Raw genomic sequence first — 18723 nt, forward strand, 5'->3', positions numbered from 1 at the left:
GCGGGATTGGAAGAAGCGATGTTAATGGTAAAAGACTGTACAACCGTCTGGCATAACTGTTTACAAGTTATCAGGGACAACATAGGCGAGCAGAGCTACAAAACGTGGTTCGAGCCGATCGTGCCTTTGTCTCTGACTGGCAACGTGCTCACCATACAAGTGCCCAGCCAATTCTTCTATGAGTGGCTGGAAGAGCATTATGTAGGTCTGCTTAAGAAAGTGGTGTTCCAGGAACTGGGCTCAGAGGGCCGCCTGGAGTATTCTATTATTGTTGACCAGGGCAACGACCATAGTAAGCCCCAGACGGTAAACATCCCTACCAAGAAGGTGCCCGCCGCCGTGGCTAATTCTTACAGCCCGGAGCGCTCTTTCCTGAAGAACCCGTTTGAGTCGAAAGCCATTGACCGGCACTTCTTCAACTCCCAGCTCAACCAGAGCTATACCTTTGAGAACTACATTGAAGGCGACTGCAATAGATTAGCACGTTCAGCCGGCTATGCCGTCGCTAATAAACCAGGTACCACGTCTTTCAACCCTTTAATGGTGTATGGCGGCGTAGGGCTGGGCAAAACCCACCTGGTGCAAGCCATTGGTAACCACATCAAGAGCAACAATCCAGATAAGTTTGTGCTCTACGTGTCTTCTGAGAAATTCGTGAACCAGTTCATTGAGTCGCTCAAGACCAACAACGTCCAGGACTTCGCCAATTTCTACCTGTTGGTAGATATTCTCATCATCGATGACGTGCAGTTCCTGAGCGGCAAAGAGAAAACCCAGGAGATGTTCTTCCACATCTTCAACCACCTGCACCAAAGCGGCAAGCAGATTGTGATGACCTCAGACTGCCCGCCCCGTGACCTGAAAGGCCTGGAAGAGCGTCTGTTGTCCCGTTTCAAGTGGGGCCTTACGGCAGATTTGCAGAGCCCGGACTTTGAGACGCGTATGGCCATCATCTACAAGAAGATGCAGAGTGACGGTATTCACATCCCGGACAATGTGATTGAGTACCTGGCCTACAGCGTAGACACTAACGTGCGGGAACTGGAAGGCGTGTTGATTTCGTTAATAGCGCAGTCCTCCTTGAACCGCAAAGAGATTGATCTGGAACTGGCCAAATCGGCGCTCAAGCACATCATTGAAGATGTGGAGACCGAAGTAAACCTGGATTTCATCCAGAAAACCGTAGCCGAGTATTTCCAGGTGACCCTGGATTCCTTGAAAGCCAAGACCCGCAAGAAAGAAATTGTGACGGCGCGTCAGGTGGCCATGTACTTCGCCAAAGAGTTTACCAGCCACTCGTTAAAGTCTATAGGCTACCATTTTGGCGGCCGCGACCACTCTACGGTCATCCACTCGGTGCAGACGGTGTCTGACCTGATTGATACCGACAAGAAATTCAAGGCTTCTATTCAGGAGCTACAGAAGAAGTTCAAGGTGAAGGCGGTTTAATAACGCGTTTTCTCTCACACCCTATGATTTCAAAAAAAGCCAAGTACGCCTTAAAAGCGCTTCTCTACCTAGCGAAGCAACATGAGCGTGGTTTGGTGCTTATCTCTGAGATAGCCGCCGCCGAGCGCATCCCGCGTAAGTTCCTGGAAGCCATTCTGGTAGACCTGAAGATACAGCAGGTAGTGCAAAGCACCCGCGGCAAGAACGGCGGCTATACCTTGGTCAAAGACCCGGCGCAACTCTCCGTGGGCAACGTGATACGTATGGTAGACGGTCCTCTGGCACCGGTGCACTGCGTAAGCCATCTCTATTATAAGAAATGTGAGGAATGCGTGGATGAGGCTACCTGTGAGATCAGGCTTCTCATGAAACGGGTACGGGATGCTACCTGTGAGATTCTGGATACCACGTTTCTTTCTGATTTTTCTAAGGTGACCGCTTTGGTAGTGGCAGAAGAGGCAAATCAGATTTAATTCTTTTTAATATTCTTTCTACTGCTGTTTTAAGCCTGTTTTTACGGAAATAGGCTCAAAACAGCAGTTTTGTTTTTAGGAGGAGAAGGAAGCTTTTATAGAGGGTGAAGTCGCTTTTTCGTTTTCCTGTTTCGATATCTGGTAGCGTGGAGTCTGCCTATCTCTTGATCCTTGCTCGCCGTTGCTGGTGTTTCTTGGCCGTTGTTGGTGTTCTCACCAACGACCGGGACTGCCTCTCCATTTGCACCTACCTTGTCCACGCCTTTCCGCCTGCTGCTGGCGTGGTGAGCGCTGTCGCCTTAAGTCCTTATGCTTTTTTGTTTCATGGTTTCCCTCCGAGCGCTCACGGCCGCGGGGCCCCGTCTTTCCCCCTCGCACTGCCCTTGCGGCCGGGTTGCAGTTCTCTCTTAGTTAAACCGTTTCAGGGCCACAAGCGAGGCGCTCGAAGTAAAGACTGGAATCAGGGAATGCGTAATGGAGATTATGGTTAGAAGTTGTTGGCGTTTTAGGCACGTTTTCCCGAAACCATGCTCAAAACTCACTATTACCTCTCAATCCCAAATGCCGCCTAATAAATGCAGACTCTCCCCTTGAGGGGAGCGCAGAGGGGTGTTTACACCAGCAGACATCTACCTGGTTCAAGTTTCCAGCCTGGACCTATCATTTCGGGAAGTTTCCAACTTCCCTGAGGCCTGGGCCTCATTCCTCACATACTGTCCCCTTAGTAGGGGGTTGGGATGGCGAGCTTAAGCAGGTCATTTCCGTTCTAGTCCCATTTCCCAAAAAACAGACCCAAAACACCAAACCGACTTTTCTTTTCAATCTCTTATTAAGTGAAGCAACACCAAACCCAATATCAAATCTCCCTAAAAATTTTCCTTTTATGGTATCTGCACAGTTACTAATGTTTAAGAAGAAAGTAGCATTTCCTGTTAACTTGATAATTATCTTTCTGTTTAGTTGGATTTGCGGCAATAAGCTTTTTTATTTGTCTACTGGTCCTATAGAGATTATCCAGCTGAAAGGGCTGAACAGTGTTTCTAACAAAGGAACAACCGATAAAATAGATCCTAAAACACTACACCATTTACCACCGAAACAAATAAAACCATGGCATTAAGACTAGGCGATATCGCACCAGATTTCACGGCAGAGACTTCAGAAGGCACCATTCATTTTCATGAGTGGATTGGAGATGGCTGGGCCGTGCTGTTTTCGCACCCCCGGGATTATACCCCCGTTTGTACCACTGAACTGGGCGCGGTAGCCCGCATCAAAGATGAGTTTGACCGCCGCAACGTGAAAGTGGCTGCCTTGAGCGTTGACCCCCTAGACTCACACCACGGCTGGATCCAGGACATCAACGAAACCCAGAATACCACGGTGAACTTCCCTATCATTGCAGATGCAGACCGTCATGTGTCTAACCTGTATGACATGATTCACCCCAACGCCAGCGACACGTTCACCGTGCGCTCAGTATTTGTGATTGGGCCAGACAAGAAAGTGAAGCTGATCTTTACCTATCCCGCTTCTACCGGTCGTAATTTCGCGGAGATCCTGCGCGTGATTGACTCCTTGCAGTTAACGGCCAACCACAGCGTGGCAACCCCCGCCAACTGGGAGAACGGCCAGGATTGCGTGATTCTGCCGTCTGTGAAGCAAGAGGAAGTAGAGGCTAAATTCCCGAAAGGCCATAAGGTCATCAAGCCTTACCTGCGTACCACGCCGCAGCCAAACCTTAACTAAAAGCCAGTAAGGTTTAAAACAGAAACGGCCCCTCCGCAAAGAGGGGCCGTTTCTGTTTTAAGGGTATTTTTGGCAAAACAGGCCAGAAACAGGTTACCGGCGGCGGTTAGAAGTTGAGTTATCGGTTACCGGAATGTCATGCTTTTGGGCAACCTCCATCAGTTTCTCTTTCACCAGATTCTGGCTTTTGCGGTTGCTCACCAGTTTCAGGTCTATCTGGCAGCGGCTGCCGTCCCGCATGTTAAATTTGGCCAGCGTATTGTTCAGCACAATGCCGGTTACTTCCTGCAGGTAAATAGCGGTTTTCTTCTTAAAGTGCCCTCGTTTCTCTACCACATAGGCCGGTGTGATCTCCAGGTAAGACTGGGTCCCGAACAAAGACGTGTTCTGGGCCAGGATAAACAGGAGGTAACCAATGGCCAGCGCCATGAAAACGTAGTGTATGAAATGGCGGTCGTTGGTAGAGCTGCCGGGCTCTGTAAAAATCAGAAACAAACTGTAAATGATCCACAGCAGCACCAGTGCCAACTGTACCCCGAAGGAGATTTTATGGTCGCGCGAAGGGCGCAAACCAACTCTAGCCAATGATCTCATGCATTAATATTATCGGGCAAATATAGTGAAAAATTGCTACCGGCTGGGGCTTGCTTGATTTTGGTTTGCCAAGGTACCAGGACAAAGGGTAGGGCTGCGTTCCTGTTCTTCTGGCAGCACAGCCGCGCCATACTGCCAAAAGAATTGAAACGCAGGCCTGGCCAGGCCGTTAGCAGCCCAGAAAAAGGCAAACATGCTTCTAAACCCTGGTGAGCCTTAGGCGCCCTTCAGGGAAATAGAAAGCGTGATTTCTTTTACCCCGCCCAGTGCCCGGGAGATAGGACAGCCTTCTTTGGCTTTCTGGGCCAGTTTCTGCAGGTCATCGTTAGACAGCCCTGGTACTTCGGCTTCCGTAACCAGGTCAATTCTTCTGATGAAGGGGCCGGTGTCGTCTTTGCCAAGCAGCACCTTGGCGTCAGTTTTCACAGAAGTGGCCGGAGTGCCGTTGCCTTCCAGCAGGCTGGCTAGAAACATGGAGAAGCAGCCCGCATGCGCCGCGCCCACCAATTCTTCTGGGTTGGTGCCAGACACACCCTCTTCAAAACGAGACCCGAAGGAGTATCGGGCGTCTAATGCGCCGCTTTGGGTAGAAACCGTTCCTTTGCCCTCTTTGAGGCCTCCTTGCCAAACGGCGGTACCAGTAGTAGTTGCCATAGTTTTCAATGTTAGGTTAAAACAGGTTTAAGGTACTAGAAAAAAGGACATTTGGTTCTTCAGGCCCAATTTATAAGCGATTTACCCGGTGTAGCGCAAAGCACTGCTGGAAACATTTTGCCCGTTTAGTGCCGTTTAGCCAGAATCAGGCACCCATCGTCGGCCCGTGCGGCAGGAGGTTACTAGCGTAAGATTGCTATCTTTACCCCCCTTCACTGGCAAAACCTAAGAAACGGCCACAATTAAGGACGTGAGGGATATGATTTTCACTAGCAAAATTCTACATGGGAGTAAAATCATTCTTGAGTAAACCATTGGCGGCCTGGACCGTTGCCCGACAACAAAACTGGATGGAGCGGCCCGGCGAGGCCCAGCAGCGGGTATTCCAGGGCCTAATCCAGAAAGCGGCGGGCACGGCCTTCGGGAAAGACCACTATTTCAAGGACATCCAGACCCCCAAAGACTTGGACCAGGCAGTACCGGTGCGTGATTATGAGGCGCTACGGCCCTATTTTGACCGTCTCAAAACCGGAGAGAACAATGTGCTTTGGCCCGGGCTGCCGCTGTACTTCGCCAAGACATCCGGCACCACCTCGGGCACCAAATACATCCCTATTACCCCAGACTCTATTCCAAACCACATCAACGGCGCCAAGAACGCGCTGCTTAATTACATCCATGAAACCGGCAAAGGCCAGTTCCTGGACGGGAAACTCATCTTCCTGAGCGGCAGCCCGGTGCTGGAACAAGTGGCCGGCATTAACACGGGTAGGTTGTCAGGGATTGTGAACCATCATATCCCGGCCTACCTGCGCGGTAATCAATTGCCCAGCTACCAGACCAACATCCTGGAAGATTGGGAAACCAAGCTAGACGCCATTGTAAACGAGACCCTGGGCCAGCAAATGACCTTGATCTCAGGTATTCCGCCGTGGGTGCAGATGTACTTTGACAAAATCATGGCACGCACTGGCAAGCAGATCAAAGACGTGTTTCCGGACTTTAACCTGTTTGTGTACGGCGGCGTGAACTTTGCCCCATACCGGGCGAAATTGATGGAGAGCATCGGGCGTCCCGTAGATTCTATTGAGACGTTCCCGGCTTCAGAAGGCTTTTTCGCGTTCCAGAACGCGCAAGAAGACCCAGGCCTGCTGCTGCTCGCCGACAGCGGTATTTTCTATGAATTCATCCCCGCCGAGGAGTTCTACCAACCCAATCCTCGCCGCCTCACGCTGGCCGAGGTAAAAACCGGGGTGAATTACGCGCTCATCCTCAACAGCAACGCTGGCCTTTGGGGCTACTCCATTGGGGACACGGTCAAGTTCACCTCCCTGTTCCCGCACAAGGTGGTGGTAAGCGGCCGTCTCAAGCATTTCATCTCCGCCTTTGGCGAGCACGTTATTGCCGAGGAGGTGGAAGGGGCTTTACAAGATGCCATGGCCGAATTCCCGGAGGTGGCCGTGACTGAGTTTACGGTGGCGCCTTTTGTAAGCCAGGGCGAAGAACCGTCTTATCATGAGTGGCTGGTGGCTTTTGCCCAACCCCCGCAGGAACCTGAGCGGTTTGCCAAAGCCCTTAACTGGCACCTGCGCAAGCGCAACAGTTACTATGATGACCTAATCACGGGCAATATTCTGGCCACCTTGCAAGTGACCGCGCTGCCATCAGATGCGTTTCAGGTATACATGAAGCGGCAAGGCAAGTTGGGCGGGCAGAACAAGGTACCCCGCTTGAGCAATGACCGCACCCTGGCCGACGGCCTTTTGCAAGTGCTCTCTGCCTCTTAGCCAGGTAAATGACATAGGGAAGGCAACTCATTAGATAGCCTTTTGGAAAGAACTCCGTATGCGGTTTTAGGCCAATTGAAAAACCCATGAAACCCATTCTGTCCTTTTTTATAGCCGCTTGCGCCACGGTACTGTTCGGCTGCCGCGAAAACAAAACGGTCCAAGACACCAAGATAGCCACTACCCAAGCGGCCCCCGAACACCCGGTAGATGTTGTCCAAAAGCCAGAGGCAAGCGCGCCAGACACGGTGCCTGCACAACCCGGGCAGGCCGAGGCCCCTTTCACGGTAGATGTGATGAACGGGTATGTGGAGGAGTTTGCGGGCTGCGCCTGTTACTTTTCCAGAAACCAACAGGAATTTGCTCAGGAAAAATACATCTACTTCAATGACTACCAGCAGAAAGCCTTAATCTCGGTGAACGGCGTTAGAATTCCCCTGGCTGGGGCTGCCCAAAGTGATTCCCTGACCCTCCGCTCTCCGTACAAAGACCCAAAAGGCCGCTATGAGGTGCGGGTGACGATAAAGAAAAGCCAGCAAACCGGTGACGAGGTGGCCCAGAAGACAGGCGTGCTGCACGTGAAAGACCTGAAAACAGGCCAGACCCAAACGCTCCCGTTTGTGGGGGAGTGCGGGTGTTAGAGGCCTTGGGTGTTTTAAGCCTATTTTTCCAAAAACAGGCTTAAAACGCAATTCCCCTTTGTTTCACACGTTTCGTTCATACTACCCCGCCATCTCCTGCGCCCCTATGGAAATCTTCATCCTTGTTATCTTAACCCTGCTGAATGCCTTTTTCGCCCTTTCAGAAATCTCCATTATCTCTGTGAGGAAAGACAGGATGCGGCAGAAGGCCAAAGACGGGAGCAGGAATGCCCAGACAGTGCTGGATTTATTAGCCGAGCCCGAGGATTTCCTGTCTGCGGTGCAGGTGGGCATTACCTTGATTGGCGTAGTGTTGGGGGCCTATGGCGGGGCGGCCCTTTCAGATGACATGCGGAGCGTGCTGGTGCAGGTTGATTTTCTGGCCCCGTACGCCGATACCCTTTCCATTGTCATTGTGGTAGGCCTGATCACCTATTTTTCCATTGTGATAGGGGAGTTGATTCCCAAGACCTTGGCCATGGGCAACAGCGAACGCATTGCCCTCTTTGTAGCACCCATCATCAAAGGTTTTACCCGGCTTACCTTGCCTTTGGTAAAGCTATTGTCGTTGTCCACTAATCTGGTCATGAAACTGTTGCGAGTAAAACAGGCCGAAGAAGAGAAAATGTCTGAGGAGGAACTGCGCCAAGTGATCAAGACCGCTGGCCGGCAAGGCGTACTGGCCAAAGAAGAGACCGACCTGCATCAGAACATCTTTCACTACTCAGGCCAGCGGGCGCGTAACCTAAGAACCCACCGCCGCGACGTGGAATGGGTCCATCCGCTGGATTCTCTGGAAGAGGTGCACCTGAAACTCAAGACCAGCGTGCACTCCAAGTTTCCGGTGTATGACAGCCAGCAGGACAAAGTGGTAGGTATCCTGCACGCGAAGGACTTTTACGAGAACCTGGTCACCCAACGCCTGCCTGTCACAGCCCTGGCCAAACCGCCCATCTACGTGCCTGAAACCATGTACGCCAGTGCGGTACTCAGTTTGTTCAGGGCCCAGAAGCAGTATTTGGGCATTGTGGTAGACGAGTTTGGCTCCGTGGAGGGCATCATCACCCTGCATGACATTCTGGAGGCCATCGTAGGCGATATCCCTGACGTAGACGAGGAAGAGGAGCCTCTGCTGGTGAAACGCGAAGACGGTTCTTACCTGGTAAGCGGCGGCCTGGAGATCAAAGAACTGAACCGGCAACTAAAGCGCGAAGTAGTGAAAAAGAACCCCGCCGAGTTTGAGACCCTGGCCGGCTTTGTCATCTATTACCTGAACCGTATTCCGGCCACCGGCGAGAAGTTCACTTACAACGGCTTTGAGCTGGAAGTGGTAGACCTGGACGGCAGTAAGATTGACAAATTGCTCTTGCGGGAGATCATTCCGGCTTAACCTGCGTTTTGAGGGTGTTTTTGGAAAAACAGGCTTAAAAGCCAATGAGAGGGAAAACCTATCTATGGGAAAAAGAAGGTATACGGGAATTGGGAGCGTGCTAGTGGCAGGGCTTTTCTGGTTTCTTCCCTTACTTACGCTGGGCCAGCGACAGTTTTTTATCTCCATTGTAGAGGATAAGACAGGGGCGCCTGTTGATAGTATTTACTGCGTGATCCTGAAGAATGATGTGCAGTATATAGGCACTACCCGGTCCAATGCCCAGGGCCTTTGCAAAATCACCTTACCTTACTATGACTCTACGGCCACCTACCAGGCAGAACTTTATTTATACAACCGGGTAAAGCCTATGCGCCAGGATATCACCACCATGGCTACCCAGGTGCCGATCCTTAGGGTGACTCCTGTCCCGGAGAAGGTACGCCCAAGCTGCCCCACTTCCGCTTATTTCGGGTATTACCCCAGAACCCCGTTCTCGCTGGAAGACCTGCCTGCAGACATTGCTCAAAAAGTGCAAGCCCACTTGGTAGAAAGGGTAGGAAGGAGGTTCTATAAACGGATGACATTAAACGGCGGACAGGTGGTGGAACTGGACAGGCTTTACACTTTGGTTCCATCGGCTAAAAGCTGGTCAGTCGCCCCTAATCCGTATGATCTGTGCTTCAACGTGCTGGATCCGCAAAATAAAACTCCCCTGTTCAGTTTTAACCTGGAGCTGGACGAAGGTGGGGAATTGGTGAAGCCAGTCCCGTTACCGGCCATCCGGAAAAACAAATCCAGGGGAAAGGTCATTTCGCAAGTGGAGGCCCGGAAGATCGCCCTCAAGGAGAATTTCTACCTCAGTGGTGAGGGGGTTAACACTACGGAGGTGAAGGCAGAATACCGGCCTGACCTGGATGCCATGGTCTGGATATTCAACGTAATCTGGAACACCCCTAAAAGCGGCTATAGCCATACCCGGCATACCCTCACAATAGACGCCCATACCGGTAAAATTATGGAAATGAAAGACGATGGCGTGATTGTGCTGGAAGACTAATCCAAGAAAGGACAGGTTTTCCCGTTTTTCCCCTAATTTCGCAAAAACAGGCCCAAAACGGCTTTTCCCTTTTTACATGAAGAAACGAATTGCCATTCTTGGCTCTACAGGCTCCATTGGTACTCAGGCCCTGGAAGTGATACAGGCCCAGCCGCAGGCATTTGAGGTAGAGGTGCTTACCGCCCATTCCAACGCAGATCTGCTAATCACCCAGGCAATTGCCTTCCAGCCCAACGCGGTGGTGATTACCCAGGAAAACCTCTATGAGCAGGTGCGTGATGCGTTAGCGGCGCAACCTATCAAGGTATATGCGGGCATGAGCGCGGTTAATTCTGTGGTGCAGATGGATACCATTGACATTGTGCTTACCGCCATGGTGGGCTACGCCGGCCTGCAACCCACCATCAAGGCCATTGAGGCGGGCAAGGCCATCGCCCTGGCCAACAAGGAGACCCTGGTAGTGGCCGGGCAACTCATCACCCAGCTAGCCCGCGAGAAAGGCGTGAACATTTACCCGGTTGACTCTGAGCACAGCGCTATTTTCCAGTGCCTGGCCGGCGAATTCCATAACCCCATTGAGAAAATCATCCTCACGGCCTCGGGTGGCCCTTTTAGGGGCAAAGACCGGGATTTTTTACAGACCGTGACCAGGGCGCAGGCCTTAAAACACCCCAACTGGGAAATGGGCGCCAAGATCACCATTGACTCTGCCTCGCTCATGAACAAAGGTCTGGAGGTGATTGAGGCCAAGTGGCTCTTCGGGCTCCGCAATGACCAGGTAGACGTGGTGGTGCACCCGCAATCTATTGTGCATTCGCTCGTTCAGTTTGAGGACGGCTCTTTAAAGGCGCAGATGGGCCTGCCCGACATGAAGCTACCCATTCAGTACGCGCTCAACTACCCCAACCGGCTTAAATCTGACTTCCCCAGGTTCAATTTCCTCCAGTACCCGCAGCTTACCTTTGAGCAGCCAGACCTGGAAACGTTTAGAAATCTGGGCCTGGCCTTTGCCGCCATGGAGCAAGGCGGAAACGCCCCCTGCGTGCTCAATGCGGCCAATGAGGTGGCCGTGGCGGCCTTCCTGCGCGAGGAGATTGGCTTTTTGGAGATGTCTGACCTCATTTCTGACTGTCTCGCTAAAGTTGCGTATATTGCCGAGCCTTCGTTGGTGGACTTTGTGGAAACAGACCAGGAAACCCGATCCCGGGCACTTGCGCTGCTTCGTCCCTAGTCTTTACGCCGCCAGCGTAGGCCCCTGAACCCAAAATACAAAATGCCAGCCCAGCGCCTTCACGCAGGCCGGTAATTACCTTATAATCAGAGTAAATGGATGCATTAGTAATGGCCGGCCAGTTGATTCTGGGCCTGACCATCTTGGTAGGAATACATGAATTAGGCCACATGCTGGCCGCCAAATGGTTTGGGATGCGCGTAGAGAAATACGCCATCGGGTTCCCGCCCAAACTGGTAAGCAAGCAGGTAGGCGAAACAGAATACATGATCGGCCTTATTCCGCTGGGCGGGTTTGTGAAGATCTCGGGCATGGTGGATGAGTCTCTGGACACGGCTACGCTGGCACAGGAGCCTCAGCCCTGGGAGTTTAGGGCCAAACCGGCCTGGCAGCGCCTTATTGTCATGATGGGCGGAATCATTTTCAACGTGATTACGGGTATCATCATTTTTGCCGCCCTCACCTATATGTACGGCGAGACCTATTTGCTGGCCAAAGACGTGAAATACGGCATTGTAACCAATGATACGGCCAAGAAAATAGGCCTACGGGATGGTGACAAGATTGTGGCTATCAACGGCAAGCCGCTGGTAGAGTTCAATGACGTGTATGATCCAGATGTGCTGCTTGGCAGTAACAGTTCTTACACAGTAGAGCGCGACGGCCAAACATTGAACATCGCTATTCCGGCTGATCTTATGGACCAGCTCATTGATGATGATAAAACCAGCTTTATTCTGCCTCGTGAGCCCTTTGTGGTAGAAAGGGTGCAGTCCGGCACACCGGCCTCTTCCATTGGCCTGCAGAAGGGTGACAAAATCACCCGCGTGGGAGACCAGCCCATCCAGTATTTTAGTGACCTGCAGAAGGCCCTGAAACAAAGCGCCAACAAAACGGTGGCTATTGAAATTGAGCGCAATGGCCAGACCATCAGCAAAAAGGTGGCCCTGGAGGAAAACGGCACCCTTGGGTTCAACCCCCGTCCGTTGTTGCCAAGAGCCACCAGAGAATACGGTATCTTAGAGTCTGTTCCAGCGGGCATTGACAAGGCCTACACCATCATCTCTACCCAGATCAAAGGGTTTGGAAAGATATTTAGCGGCGAAGCCTCGGCGTCTAAGTCTATTGGCGGCCCTATGATGATTGCCCAAACCTTTGGCGGTGATTTTTCCTGGATAAACTTCTGGACTATTACCGCTATGTTGTCTATGGTGCTGGCGTTCATGAACTTCCTGCCTATTCCGGCGCTGGACGGCGGGCACGTGATGTTCCTGACTTATGAGATGATCTCGGGCCGCAAGCCTTCAGATAAGTTTTTGGAGAACGCCCAGAAAGTAGGCATGGTGCTGTTGTTGGGCCTCATGGCCTTTGCCATTGGCAATGACTTTTACAAGTGGTTGTTCAACTAGAGAGCAAGCCGCTAGACCTTAGGAGATAGGCTTGCGGACAAAAGTTAAACCCATATTTAGAACAGGAGGAGGCGCAATAATTTTGCGTCTCTTCCTGTTTAAAAGGACATATGAATATTAAGAAGGCTTTATATTTTGCCCTGGTGTGCGTGTTTGTGCTTCCGTTGCCCGCCTGGGCCCATGAGTTCCATACCAGCATTACAGATGCCCGCTACAACCCCAAGAACCAGACCTATGAACTGGCGGTGCGGGTGTTTGCCAATGACTTGGAAGAGGCCCTGAGCCGGCGCCATAAGACCAATATCAGGCTAGACCGCTCTGAGCGGGTGAACAAACTCATGGCGGAGTACCTGCAGGCCCACCTGTCAATCTCAGCGGCCAAGGGGACTAAGGTGCCGCAGAAGTTTCTGGGGGCCCAGGAAGAGGCGGATGCCGTCTGGCTGTACCTGGAGATTCCGGCGGGCAAAACCCCCACGGGGCAACTGTTTGTGCAGAACGCGCTCCTCACCGAGGTGTACACGGACCAGACCAATATCCTTAACCTGGAAATAGCGGGCAAGAAACGCTCTGTGCTGTGCCGTACCGGCGATGTGCAGAAGACCTTAGGCCTGTAAATAATCAGTTGGATTGGGTAAGAGCCGTGATGGGGAAGCCTCTCAGGCAACGTAGGGCAGGCAGAAAGTAAAAGGAATAATTAAGAGTACTTTATGAAAAAACATTTCCTAAAAATGGCCGGGCTTTGCCTGGTCCTGGGCGCTACAGGCTGTTCCTCTGTGTATATGCCCAACACCCCCAACACCCCCATGTTAAGCTCTAAAGGTGAATTGAGCACCAGCGGGCACATCACCTTGAAAGGCAATGCCACCTTCAACTCGGCCTACGCCGTCACCGACCACGTGGGCGTGCTGTTGAGCGGGGCCATGATGAACAATAACAATAAAAAGAAAGATTTCCGGCATAACCTGCTGGAGGCCGGCGGTGGGTACTTTACCACCTTTGGGCCAGACCAGAACCGTATTCTGGAAGTGTACGCCGGGTTGGGAAAAGGCAGCAGCGACCGCACCTACAAAGACAAAACCTCTGAAGGCCTCATCACCTATGACCGCCAGGAGACCAGCTTCAATAAGTATTTCATGCAGGTGAACTACTCCTCCAAGAAAAAGAAATCCATTGGGCTCTTCGGAAAGGACTTTCCCCTGAACTATGGCACAGCCCTGCGCTTGAGCTACGTGAACATGAGTGAGTTTGTGCGCAATGACATAAAACAGGCCACCGAAGACAATATCTTCTTTGAGCCGGTTTTTTATACCCGCATGACTTTGACCCCATCTCTGCAATTGCAGTACACCAGCGGCAGCAACTTCGGGTTGAAGAACCGCGAATTCATGACGGCCGGTAACTCTGTTTTTAGTGTAGGGTTTATCATCAACGTAGGAGGACGCGCCCTGAAGGAAGGCCGGGAACCAAGGGAAAAGATCGACCCTATCAAACAAATCAAGACCATTAAGCTGTAGCCCAGTTTACCCTTTAATGCCGGAAGCCGTTTTGAGCCTGTTTTTTGAAAAACAGGCTCAAAACGGCTTCCGGTCTTTTTTTAGGCAGATAGGCAGATTGGTTTTACCAATTACCGGTCCCGCCCTCAGTGGGTTTAATGAGCTTGAACTCTACCCGGCGGTTTACGGCCCGGTCTTCCAGGGTCACTTCAGGCTTTATGGGTTCAGCGCTTCCTTTGCCTACGGCATCTATCCGGCCGGGCTCTAGTTTTCCCTTGTTTTCCAGGTACTTCTGGATGGAGAAGGCCCGCCACTGGGATAACTCTATGTTGGCGTCTGGGTCGCCGCTGCTGTCTGTATGGCCTTCAATGCTGAGCCGCACTTTGGGGTGGTCTACCAGAAACAGCACAATGCGGTCAAGGGTGGGTTTCATGGCGTCTTTGATTTCAGCCTTGGCTTCATCAAACTCAATGTTCTTGAAGATAAGCGGGATGCTGTAGTCAATCAAGGTGCTCATGATCTTCATGACCGTGTCATTCTTGAGGTCAATCTCTTTCTCAATTGAGAAAAAGTCTGGACTCTGAATGAGCATCATGTAGCGGCTGTTGTCAATGAGGTCAAAGTCAAAGGAACCGTCTTCACGCAGGTACTTGCTGGCCACCTCAATGCCATTGTCCAGGTCAATGATGGAGATGATGCCGTTGAGCGGTTTGTTGGTGATGGAATCTGTGAGTACGCCGGTCAGTTTGGTTACGGCCAGTGGGTGCGCCTCCATGGGCAGCGGGAACGAGAAAAGGTCCAGGTTCTTGAGGTCGGTGGGTTCTGAGCGGGCGTAGTACAGGTTGGTAGAGGCGGCGTTGATGGTGAAATAGTACTCACTGCCTTTACCGTTCACCAGCGGTCCTATATTGCGGGGCTCCTGCCACTGGCCTTTGACACGGTAAGACTTATAGATGTCAAAATCCCCGAAGTTGAGCAACTGCCCCCTTGAGCTGAAATACAGCACCTGGTACAGCGGGTGGAAATACGGGCTTACCTCGCTTTCACGCGTATTGATCACGGGCCCCAGGTTATCGGCTGGCGACCAAAGGCCGCTCTTCATTTTGTAGGTGTAATAAATATCAGACATGCCAAAGCCGCCCAGGCGGTCAGAGGCGAAGTACAGGGTGTCTTCATTGGGCGATAGCGTGGGCTGAGAATCCCAGGCTTTGCTGTTCACGCTGGCGCCCAGGTTCTTGATTTGGCCCCAGGAACCGTCTGCCAGCTTGGTGGCGGTGTATAGGTCACAGTTGCCAAACCCGTCGGGGCTTTCGCAGCGCGCAAAGTAGAGAGTCTTGCCATCGCGGCTAAGGCAGGCTGAACCCTCATTGTAGATACTGTTAATGGGCTTGCCGAAGGACTGTCCCTCTTGCCAAAAACCGTTTTCATAGCGCGAGAAGTACAGGTCCTCGTCGGTGCCGGTGGCTTTCACGCCTTTGCGGCGCGAGGTATAGATGAACAGGTCCTCATCGCGGTGCACGGCCGGTCCATAATCCTCTACCTTTGAGTTAATGGCATCGCCCATGTTCGTGTACACGCCGCGCGGAGGCTTGAAGGTGGCTACTGACTTACGGTATTCCACCAGGTCATAATAGTGGGCCAGGGGTAGATAAATACTTTCTGATTTGGCTTCCAGGGAGTCATAGTACTGCTGCACCTGTTTAATGTCGGTGCGGTGGTGTTTCAGTACCAGCCGGTAATAGGCAATGGCGGTTTCCAACTGGCCCTGCCGTTCATACAACTGGCCCAGGCGCCAGAGCAGCTTGGTGTCTCTATGAAAATTGTCAATTCCGAAGTTGCCCACGTACTCTTCCAGCAGGGGCAGCACTTTCTCCCAGACATTTTTCTTTTCCAGCTTCAGAATATTTTCATACTTAGCCTTGTTGTAATAGTAAGGCACACGATTGATGTTGGGGAACTCCAGCACCACCTGGGGCTTGGGGGCTTTCTGCCGAAGCGAATCAGAAACGGGTTTTTGCCGGAGACGCAAGGGAGACTTGGTTTGCCCCACAACGGATAAACCCAACGTCCAGCAGAGCAGGAAAAGTAAAAGATGACGCATGCGGTACATAACAAAAGGCGTTCTGAAAAGCTTGGTCTCAGAATACAATACCAAATGTACTCTTTCTAGGGAAATTTATCTGCAGGCCCGCAGATTTACGCAGATATATTGGCACAGCTCTTGACAAGTATCTATCTTCAAGACAAACAACAGAACTACGGGAGGAATGCTGCCAATTTGGCATCCTCAGAAAGACAACGTATGAATTATACCCAAGAGAACCTCCTTCAGCAACTCATGCTGTCCGATTTATCTGACGACAGCAATGGGGAATTGATTTCCATCATTACCTCTGAGTTGGATGATGCCGAAGGAGCGGAAAAAAATAACCCGGAGGCCCTGCCTCTGTTGCCCATCAGAAATACCGTGCTTTTCCCGGGAGTAGTGATTCCTATTACCGTGAGCCGCAAGAAATCTGTACGGCTGGTACGCAAGGCCTACCGCGGCGACAAAACGGTGGGGGTAGTGGCTCAGAAAAACATGCTCGCCGAAGACCCGGCCCAGGAAGATCTGTACCAGGTGGGGACCATGGCCAAGATCCTGAAGATGCTGGTGCTGCCAGACGGTAACACTACCATCATTATTCAGGGACAGAGCCGCTTCAAGATAGAGGAAGTGACCCAGGAAGAGCCGTACATGGTGGCCAAGGTGTCTTACTGCCCCGAGACGTTCCCTAAAAAGAACAGCAAAGAGGTGAAGGCGCTGGTGGAATCTCTGCAGGAGGCTGCCGCCAAAATCCTGAAACTCAATCCTGAGATTCCGCAGGAGGCGCAGGTGGCCCTGGACAATATTGACAGCCCGTCTTTCCTGACGCATTTCCTGTCCAGCAACATCAACGCCGAAGTAGCCCAGAAGCAAAAGCTGCTGGAAATTAACGACGGCGTGGAGCGGGGCACTACCTTGCTGCAACTCATGATCCGGGAAATCCAGATGCTGGAGATCAAGCAGGAAATCCATAGCAAGGTGCACACCGACATTGATGAGCAGCAGCGCGACTATTTCCTGCGTCAGCAGATCAAGGTCTTGCAGGACGAGCTGGGCATGGAAGGCCCTGAGCAGGAAGTGGAGAAAATGCGCGCCGCCGCCCTCAAGAAAAAGTGGCCAGAGGCCGTAGCCAAGCACTTTAACAAGGAACTGGACAAGCTGACGCGTCTTAACCCGCAGGCCGCTGAGTACCCTATTGCCCTGAACTACTGCGAGTTTCTGTTGGATTTGCCTTGGCATGACTATACTAAGGACAACTTTAACCTCAAGCGCACCAAAAAAATCCTGGACGCCGACCATTACGGCCTGGAGAAGGTGAAGGAGCGCATTCTGGAGTACTTGGCCGTGCTTAAGCTGAAGAATGACATGAAGGCGCCAATCCTGTGCCTTTACGGGCCTCCGGGCGTGGGTAAAACCTCGCTGGGCCGTTCTGTGGCCAAGGCCTTGGGCCGTAAATACGTGCGCATTGCCTTGGGCGGCGTGCGTGATGAAGCTGAGATCAGGGGCCACCGTAAGACCTACGTGGGCGCCATGCCAGGCCGCATCATCAGCCAGATCAAGAAAGTGGGTTCATCAAACCCGGTTATGATTCTGGATGAGGTAGACAAGCTGAACTCAGACTTCAGGGGTGACCCGTCCAGCGCGTTGCTGGAGGTGCTGGACCCGGAGCAGAACCATACCTTCGCGGATAATTACCTGGAGGTGGAATATGACCTGTCTAAGGTCTTGTTTATTGCCACTGCCAACGCCCTGGATACTATTCACCCGGCCCTGCGTGACCGTATGGAGATTATTGAGGTAACCGGATATACCATTGAAGAGAAAACCGAGATTGCCAAACGCCACCTGTTGCCTAAACTCAAGGAAGACCACGGCCTACAAGCTAAAGACGTGGCCTTCTCTACCGCGGCCATCCAGAAAGTGATTGAAGACTACACCCGTGAGTCGGGCGTGCGGAACCTGGAGCGCAAACTGGGCGCCGTAGTAAGAAACATTGCCAAGTCCAAAGCCATGGAAGAACAGTGGCCGGCCAAGCTGGAGGCCAAAGACGTGGTACGCATTCTGGGCCCTGAGATTTTTGACAAGGAACTATACCAGGACAACGAGACCGCCGGCGTGGTGACTGGCCTGGCCTGGACCAGCGTGGGCGGGGATATCCTATTTGTGGAGTCTCTGCTAAGCCGTGGCAAAGGCAAACTGACCTTGTCTGGGCAGCTGGGCGATGTGATGAAGGAATCTGCCATTACGGCCGTTTCTTACCTACGCGCTCACGCAGAGGAAATGGGCATTGATTACCGCCTGTTTGACCAGTATGACCTGCACATCCACTTCCCCGAAGGGGCCGTGCCGAAGGATGGGCCAAGCGCCGGTATTGCCATCTTTACCTCTATTGCCTCGGTGTTTACCCAACGCAAGGTACGCTCGCACCTGGCCATGACCGGCGAGATCACGCTGCGCGGGAAAGTGTTGCCGGTAGGAGGGATCAAAGAGAAGATTCTGGCCGCCAAGCGCGCTGGCATTAAAGATGTGATCTTGTGCTACAAGAACCGCAAGGACGTGAATGAGATCTCGGCGCACTACATTGAGGGCCTTAACATCCATTATGTAGACTACGTGGACGAGGTGCTGGACTTTGCGCTATTGCCGGAGAAAGTGGCTAAGCCCCTGGACCTGCGCGTACGCGAAGACGCCATGCCCACTACCCAGGCTGATATCTGATTCTGACCTC

At 52.1% G+C, this 18723-nt stretch carries 15 protein-coding genes; 12 read left to right on the forward strand and 3 right to left on the reverse strand.

The genetic code is table 11. From position 1 onward, the window contains the following. The first annotated feature begins 24 nt into the window (after positions 1-24). The 3 genes from dnaA (at position 25) to ACYVJQ_RS17505 (ending at position 3671) form a co-directional block, all read left to right on the forward strand. A complete protein-coding gene (dnaA, locus tag ACYVJQ_RS17495) occupies positions 25-1449 on the forward strand; it encodes a chromosomal replication initiator protein DnaA (protein ID WP_460894403.1) in 1425 nt (474 codons plus the stop codon). Positions 1450-1472: 23 nt separating this feature from the next. Further along, positions 1473-1922, forward strand: coding sequence for an RrF2 family transcriptional regulator (locus ACYVJQ_RS17500; protein WP_460894404.1), 450 nt, complete (start codon positions 1473-1475; stop codon positions 1920-1922). Positions 1923-3032: 1110 nt separating this feature from the next. After that, complete coding sequence (locus ACYVJQ_RS17505) at positions 3033-3671, forward strand: peroxiredoxin (RefSeq protein WP_460894405.1); 639 nt, start codon at positions 3033-3035, stop codon at positions 3669-3671. Positions 3672-3764: 93 nt separating this feature from the next. Here ACYVJQ_RS17505 and ACYVJQ_RS17510 read toward each other — a convergent pair whose 3' ends face one another. Next, on the reverse strand, positions 3765-4265 hold the full coding sequence (locus ACYVJQ_RS17510) for a hypothetical protein (protein ID WP_460894406.1): 501 nt from the start codon (positions 4263-4265) through the stop codon (positions 3765-3767). Positions 4266-4481: 216 nt separating this feature from the next. Beyond that, positions 4482-4919 carry an OsmC family protein gene (locus ACYVJQ_RS17515; protein WP_460894407.1) on the reverse strand — a complete coding sequence of 146 codons (438 nt, stop codon included), beginning with the start codon at positions 4917-4919 and terminating at the stop codon, positions 4482-4484. Positions 4920-5203: 284 nt separating this feature from the next. Here ACYVJQ_RS17515 and ACYVJQ_RS17520 point away from each other — a divergent pair, with 284 nt between their 5' ends. The 8 genes from ACYVJQ_RS17520 (at position 5204) to ACYVJQ_RS17555 (ending at position 13930) form a co-directional block, all read left to right on the forward strand. Continuing rightward, positions 5204-6706, forward strand: a complete 1503-nt coding sequence (locus tag ACYVJQ_RS17520; protein WP_460894408.1) for a GH3 auxin-responsive promoter family protein — start codon at positions 5204-5206, stop codon at positions 6704-6706. An 86-nt stretch (positions 6707-6792) separates the two neighbouring features. Further along, positions 6793-7347 carry a hypothetical protein gene (locus ACYVJQ_RS17525; RefSeq protein WP_460894409.1) on the forward strand — a complete coding sequence of 185 codons (555 nt, stop codon included), beginning with the start codon at positions 6793-6795 and terminating at the stop codon, positions 7345-7347. Positions 7348-7453: 106 nt separating this feature from the next. Beyond that, positions 7454-8737 (forward strand): hemolysin family protein, encoded by a 1284-nt coding sequence (locus ACYVJQ_RS17530; protein WP_460894410.1) that lies wholly within the window; start codon positions 7454-7456, stop codon positions 8735-8737. Positions 8738-8801: 64 nt separating this feature from the next. Further along, on the forward strand, positions 8802-9776 hold the full coding sequence (locus ACYVJQ_RS17535) for a PepSY domain-containing protein (protein WP_460894411.1): 975 nt from the start codon (positions 8802-8804) through the stop codon (positions 9774-9776). A gap of 76 nt (positions 9777-9852) precedes the next feature. Then, positions 9853-11007, forward strand: a complete 1155-nt coding sequence (locus ACYVJQ_RS17540; protein WP_460894412.1) for a 1-deoxy-D-xylulose-5-phosphate reductoisomerase — start codon at positions 9853-9855, stop codon at positions 11005-11007. Between the two features lie 95 nt (positions 11008-11102). Beyond that, positions 11103-12416, forward strand: a complete 1314-nt coding sequence (gene rseP / locus ACYVJQ_RS17545; RefSeq protein WP_460894413.1) for an RIP metalloprotease RseP — start codon at positions 11103-11105, stop codon at positions 12414-12416. Positions 12417-12526: 110 nt separating this feature from the next. Next, positions 12527-13030, forward strand: a complete 504-nt coding sequence (locus ACYVJQ_RS17550) for a DUF6702 family protein (RefSeq protein WP_460894414.1) — start codon at positions 12527-12529, stop codon at positions 13028-13030. 93 nt (positions 13031-13123) lie between these two features. Further along, on the forward strand, positions 13124-13930 hold the full coding sequence (locus ACYVJQ_RS17555; RefSeq protein WP_460894415.1) for a hypothetical protein: 807 nt from the start codon (positions 13124-13126) through the stop codon (positions 13928-13930). Between the two features lie 103 nt (positions 13931-14033). Here ACYVJQ_RS17555 and ACYVJQ_RS17560 read toward each other — a convergent pair whose 3' ends face one another. Next, on the reverse strand, positions 14034-16010 hold the full coding sequence (locus tag ACYVJQ_RS17560) for an OmpA family protein (protein WP_460894416.1): 1977 nt from the start codon (positions 16008-16010) through the stop codon (positions 14034-14036). A 201-nt stretch (positions 16011-16211) separates the two neighbouring features. On the opposite strand from ACYVJQ_RS17560, the gene lon reads away from it, so the two are divergent. Beyond that, positions 16212-18713, forward strand: a complete 2502-nt coding sequence (lon, locus tag ACYVJQ_RS17565) for an endopeptidase La (RefSeq protein ID WP_460894417.1) — start codon at positions 16212-16214, stop codon at positions 18711-18713. Positions 18714-18723: the final 10 nt, after the last annotated feature.

It is taken from the genome of Rufibacter soli, assembly GCF_054781795.1.

What these genes read in the sequence shown, in the direction of transcription:
- ACYVJQ_RS17550 (WP_460894414.1), top strand. Translation starts at nt 12,527, where the DNA reads ATGAATATTAAGAAGGCTTTATATTTTGCCCTGGTGTGCGTGTTTGTG.
- ACYVJQ_RS17530 (WP_460894410.1), top strand. Translation starts at nt 7,454, where the DNA reads ATGGAAATCTTCATCCTTGTTATCTTAACCCTGCTGAATGCCTTTTTC.
- ACYVJQ_RS17515 (WP_460894407.1), bottom strand. Translation starts at nt 4,919, where the DNA reads ATGGCAACTACTACTGGTACCGCCGTTTGGCAAGGAGGCCTCAAAGAG.
- dnaA (WP_460894403.1), top strand. Translation starts at nt 25, where the DNA reads ATGGTAAAAGACTGTACAACCGTCTGGCATAACTGTTTACAAGTTATC.
- ACYVJQ_RS17510 (WP_460894406.1), bottom strand. Translation starts at nt 4,265, where the DNA reads ATGAGATCATTGGCTAGAGTTGGTTTGCGCCCTTCGCGCGACCATAAA.
- lon (WP_460894417.1), top strand. Translation starts at nt 16,212, where the DNA reads ATGAATTATACCCAAGAGAACCTCCTTCAGCAACTCATGCTGTCCGAT.
- ACYVJQ_RS17505 (WP_460894405.1), top strand. Translation starts at nt 3,033, where the DNA reads ATGGCATTAAGACTAGGCGATATCGCACCAGATTTCACGGCAGAGACT.
- ACYVJQ_RS17540 (WP_460894412.1), top strand. Translation starts at nt 9,853, where the DNA reads ATGAAGAAACGAATTGCCATTCTTGGCTCTACAGGCTCCATTGGTACT.
- ACYVJQ_RS17500 (WP_460894404.1), top strand. Translation starts at nt 1,473, where the DNA reads ATGATTTCAAAAAAAGCCAAGTACGCCTTAAAAGCGCTTCTCTACCTA.
- ACYVJQ_RS17535 (WP_460894411.1), top strand. Translation starts at nt 8,802, where the DNA reads ATGGGAAAAAGAAGGTATACGGGAATTGGGAGCGTGCTAGTGGCAGGG.
- ACYVJQ_RS17560 (WP_460894416.1), bottom strand. Translation starts at nt 16,010, where the DNA reads ATGCGTCATCTTTTACTTTTCCTGCTCTGCTGGACGTTGGGTTTATCC.
- ACYVJQ_RS17525 (WP_460894409.1), top strand. Translation starts at nt 6,793, where the DNA reads ATGAAACCCATTCTGTCCTTTTTTATAGCCGCTTGCGCCACGGTACTG.
- ACYVJQ_RS17555 (WP_460894415.1), top strand. Translation starts at nt 13,124, where the DNA reads ATGAAAAAACATTTCCTAAAAATGGCCGGGCTTTGCCTGGTCCTGGGC.
- ACYVJQ_RS17520 (WP_460894408.1), top strand. Translation starts at nt 5,204, where the DNA reads ATGGGAGTAAAATCATTCTTGAGTAAACCATTGGCGGCCTGGACCGTT.
- rseP (WP_460894413.1), top strand. Translation starts at nt 11,103, where the DNA reads ATGGATGCATTAGTAATGGCCGGCCAGTTGATTCTGGGCCTGACCATC.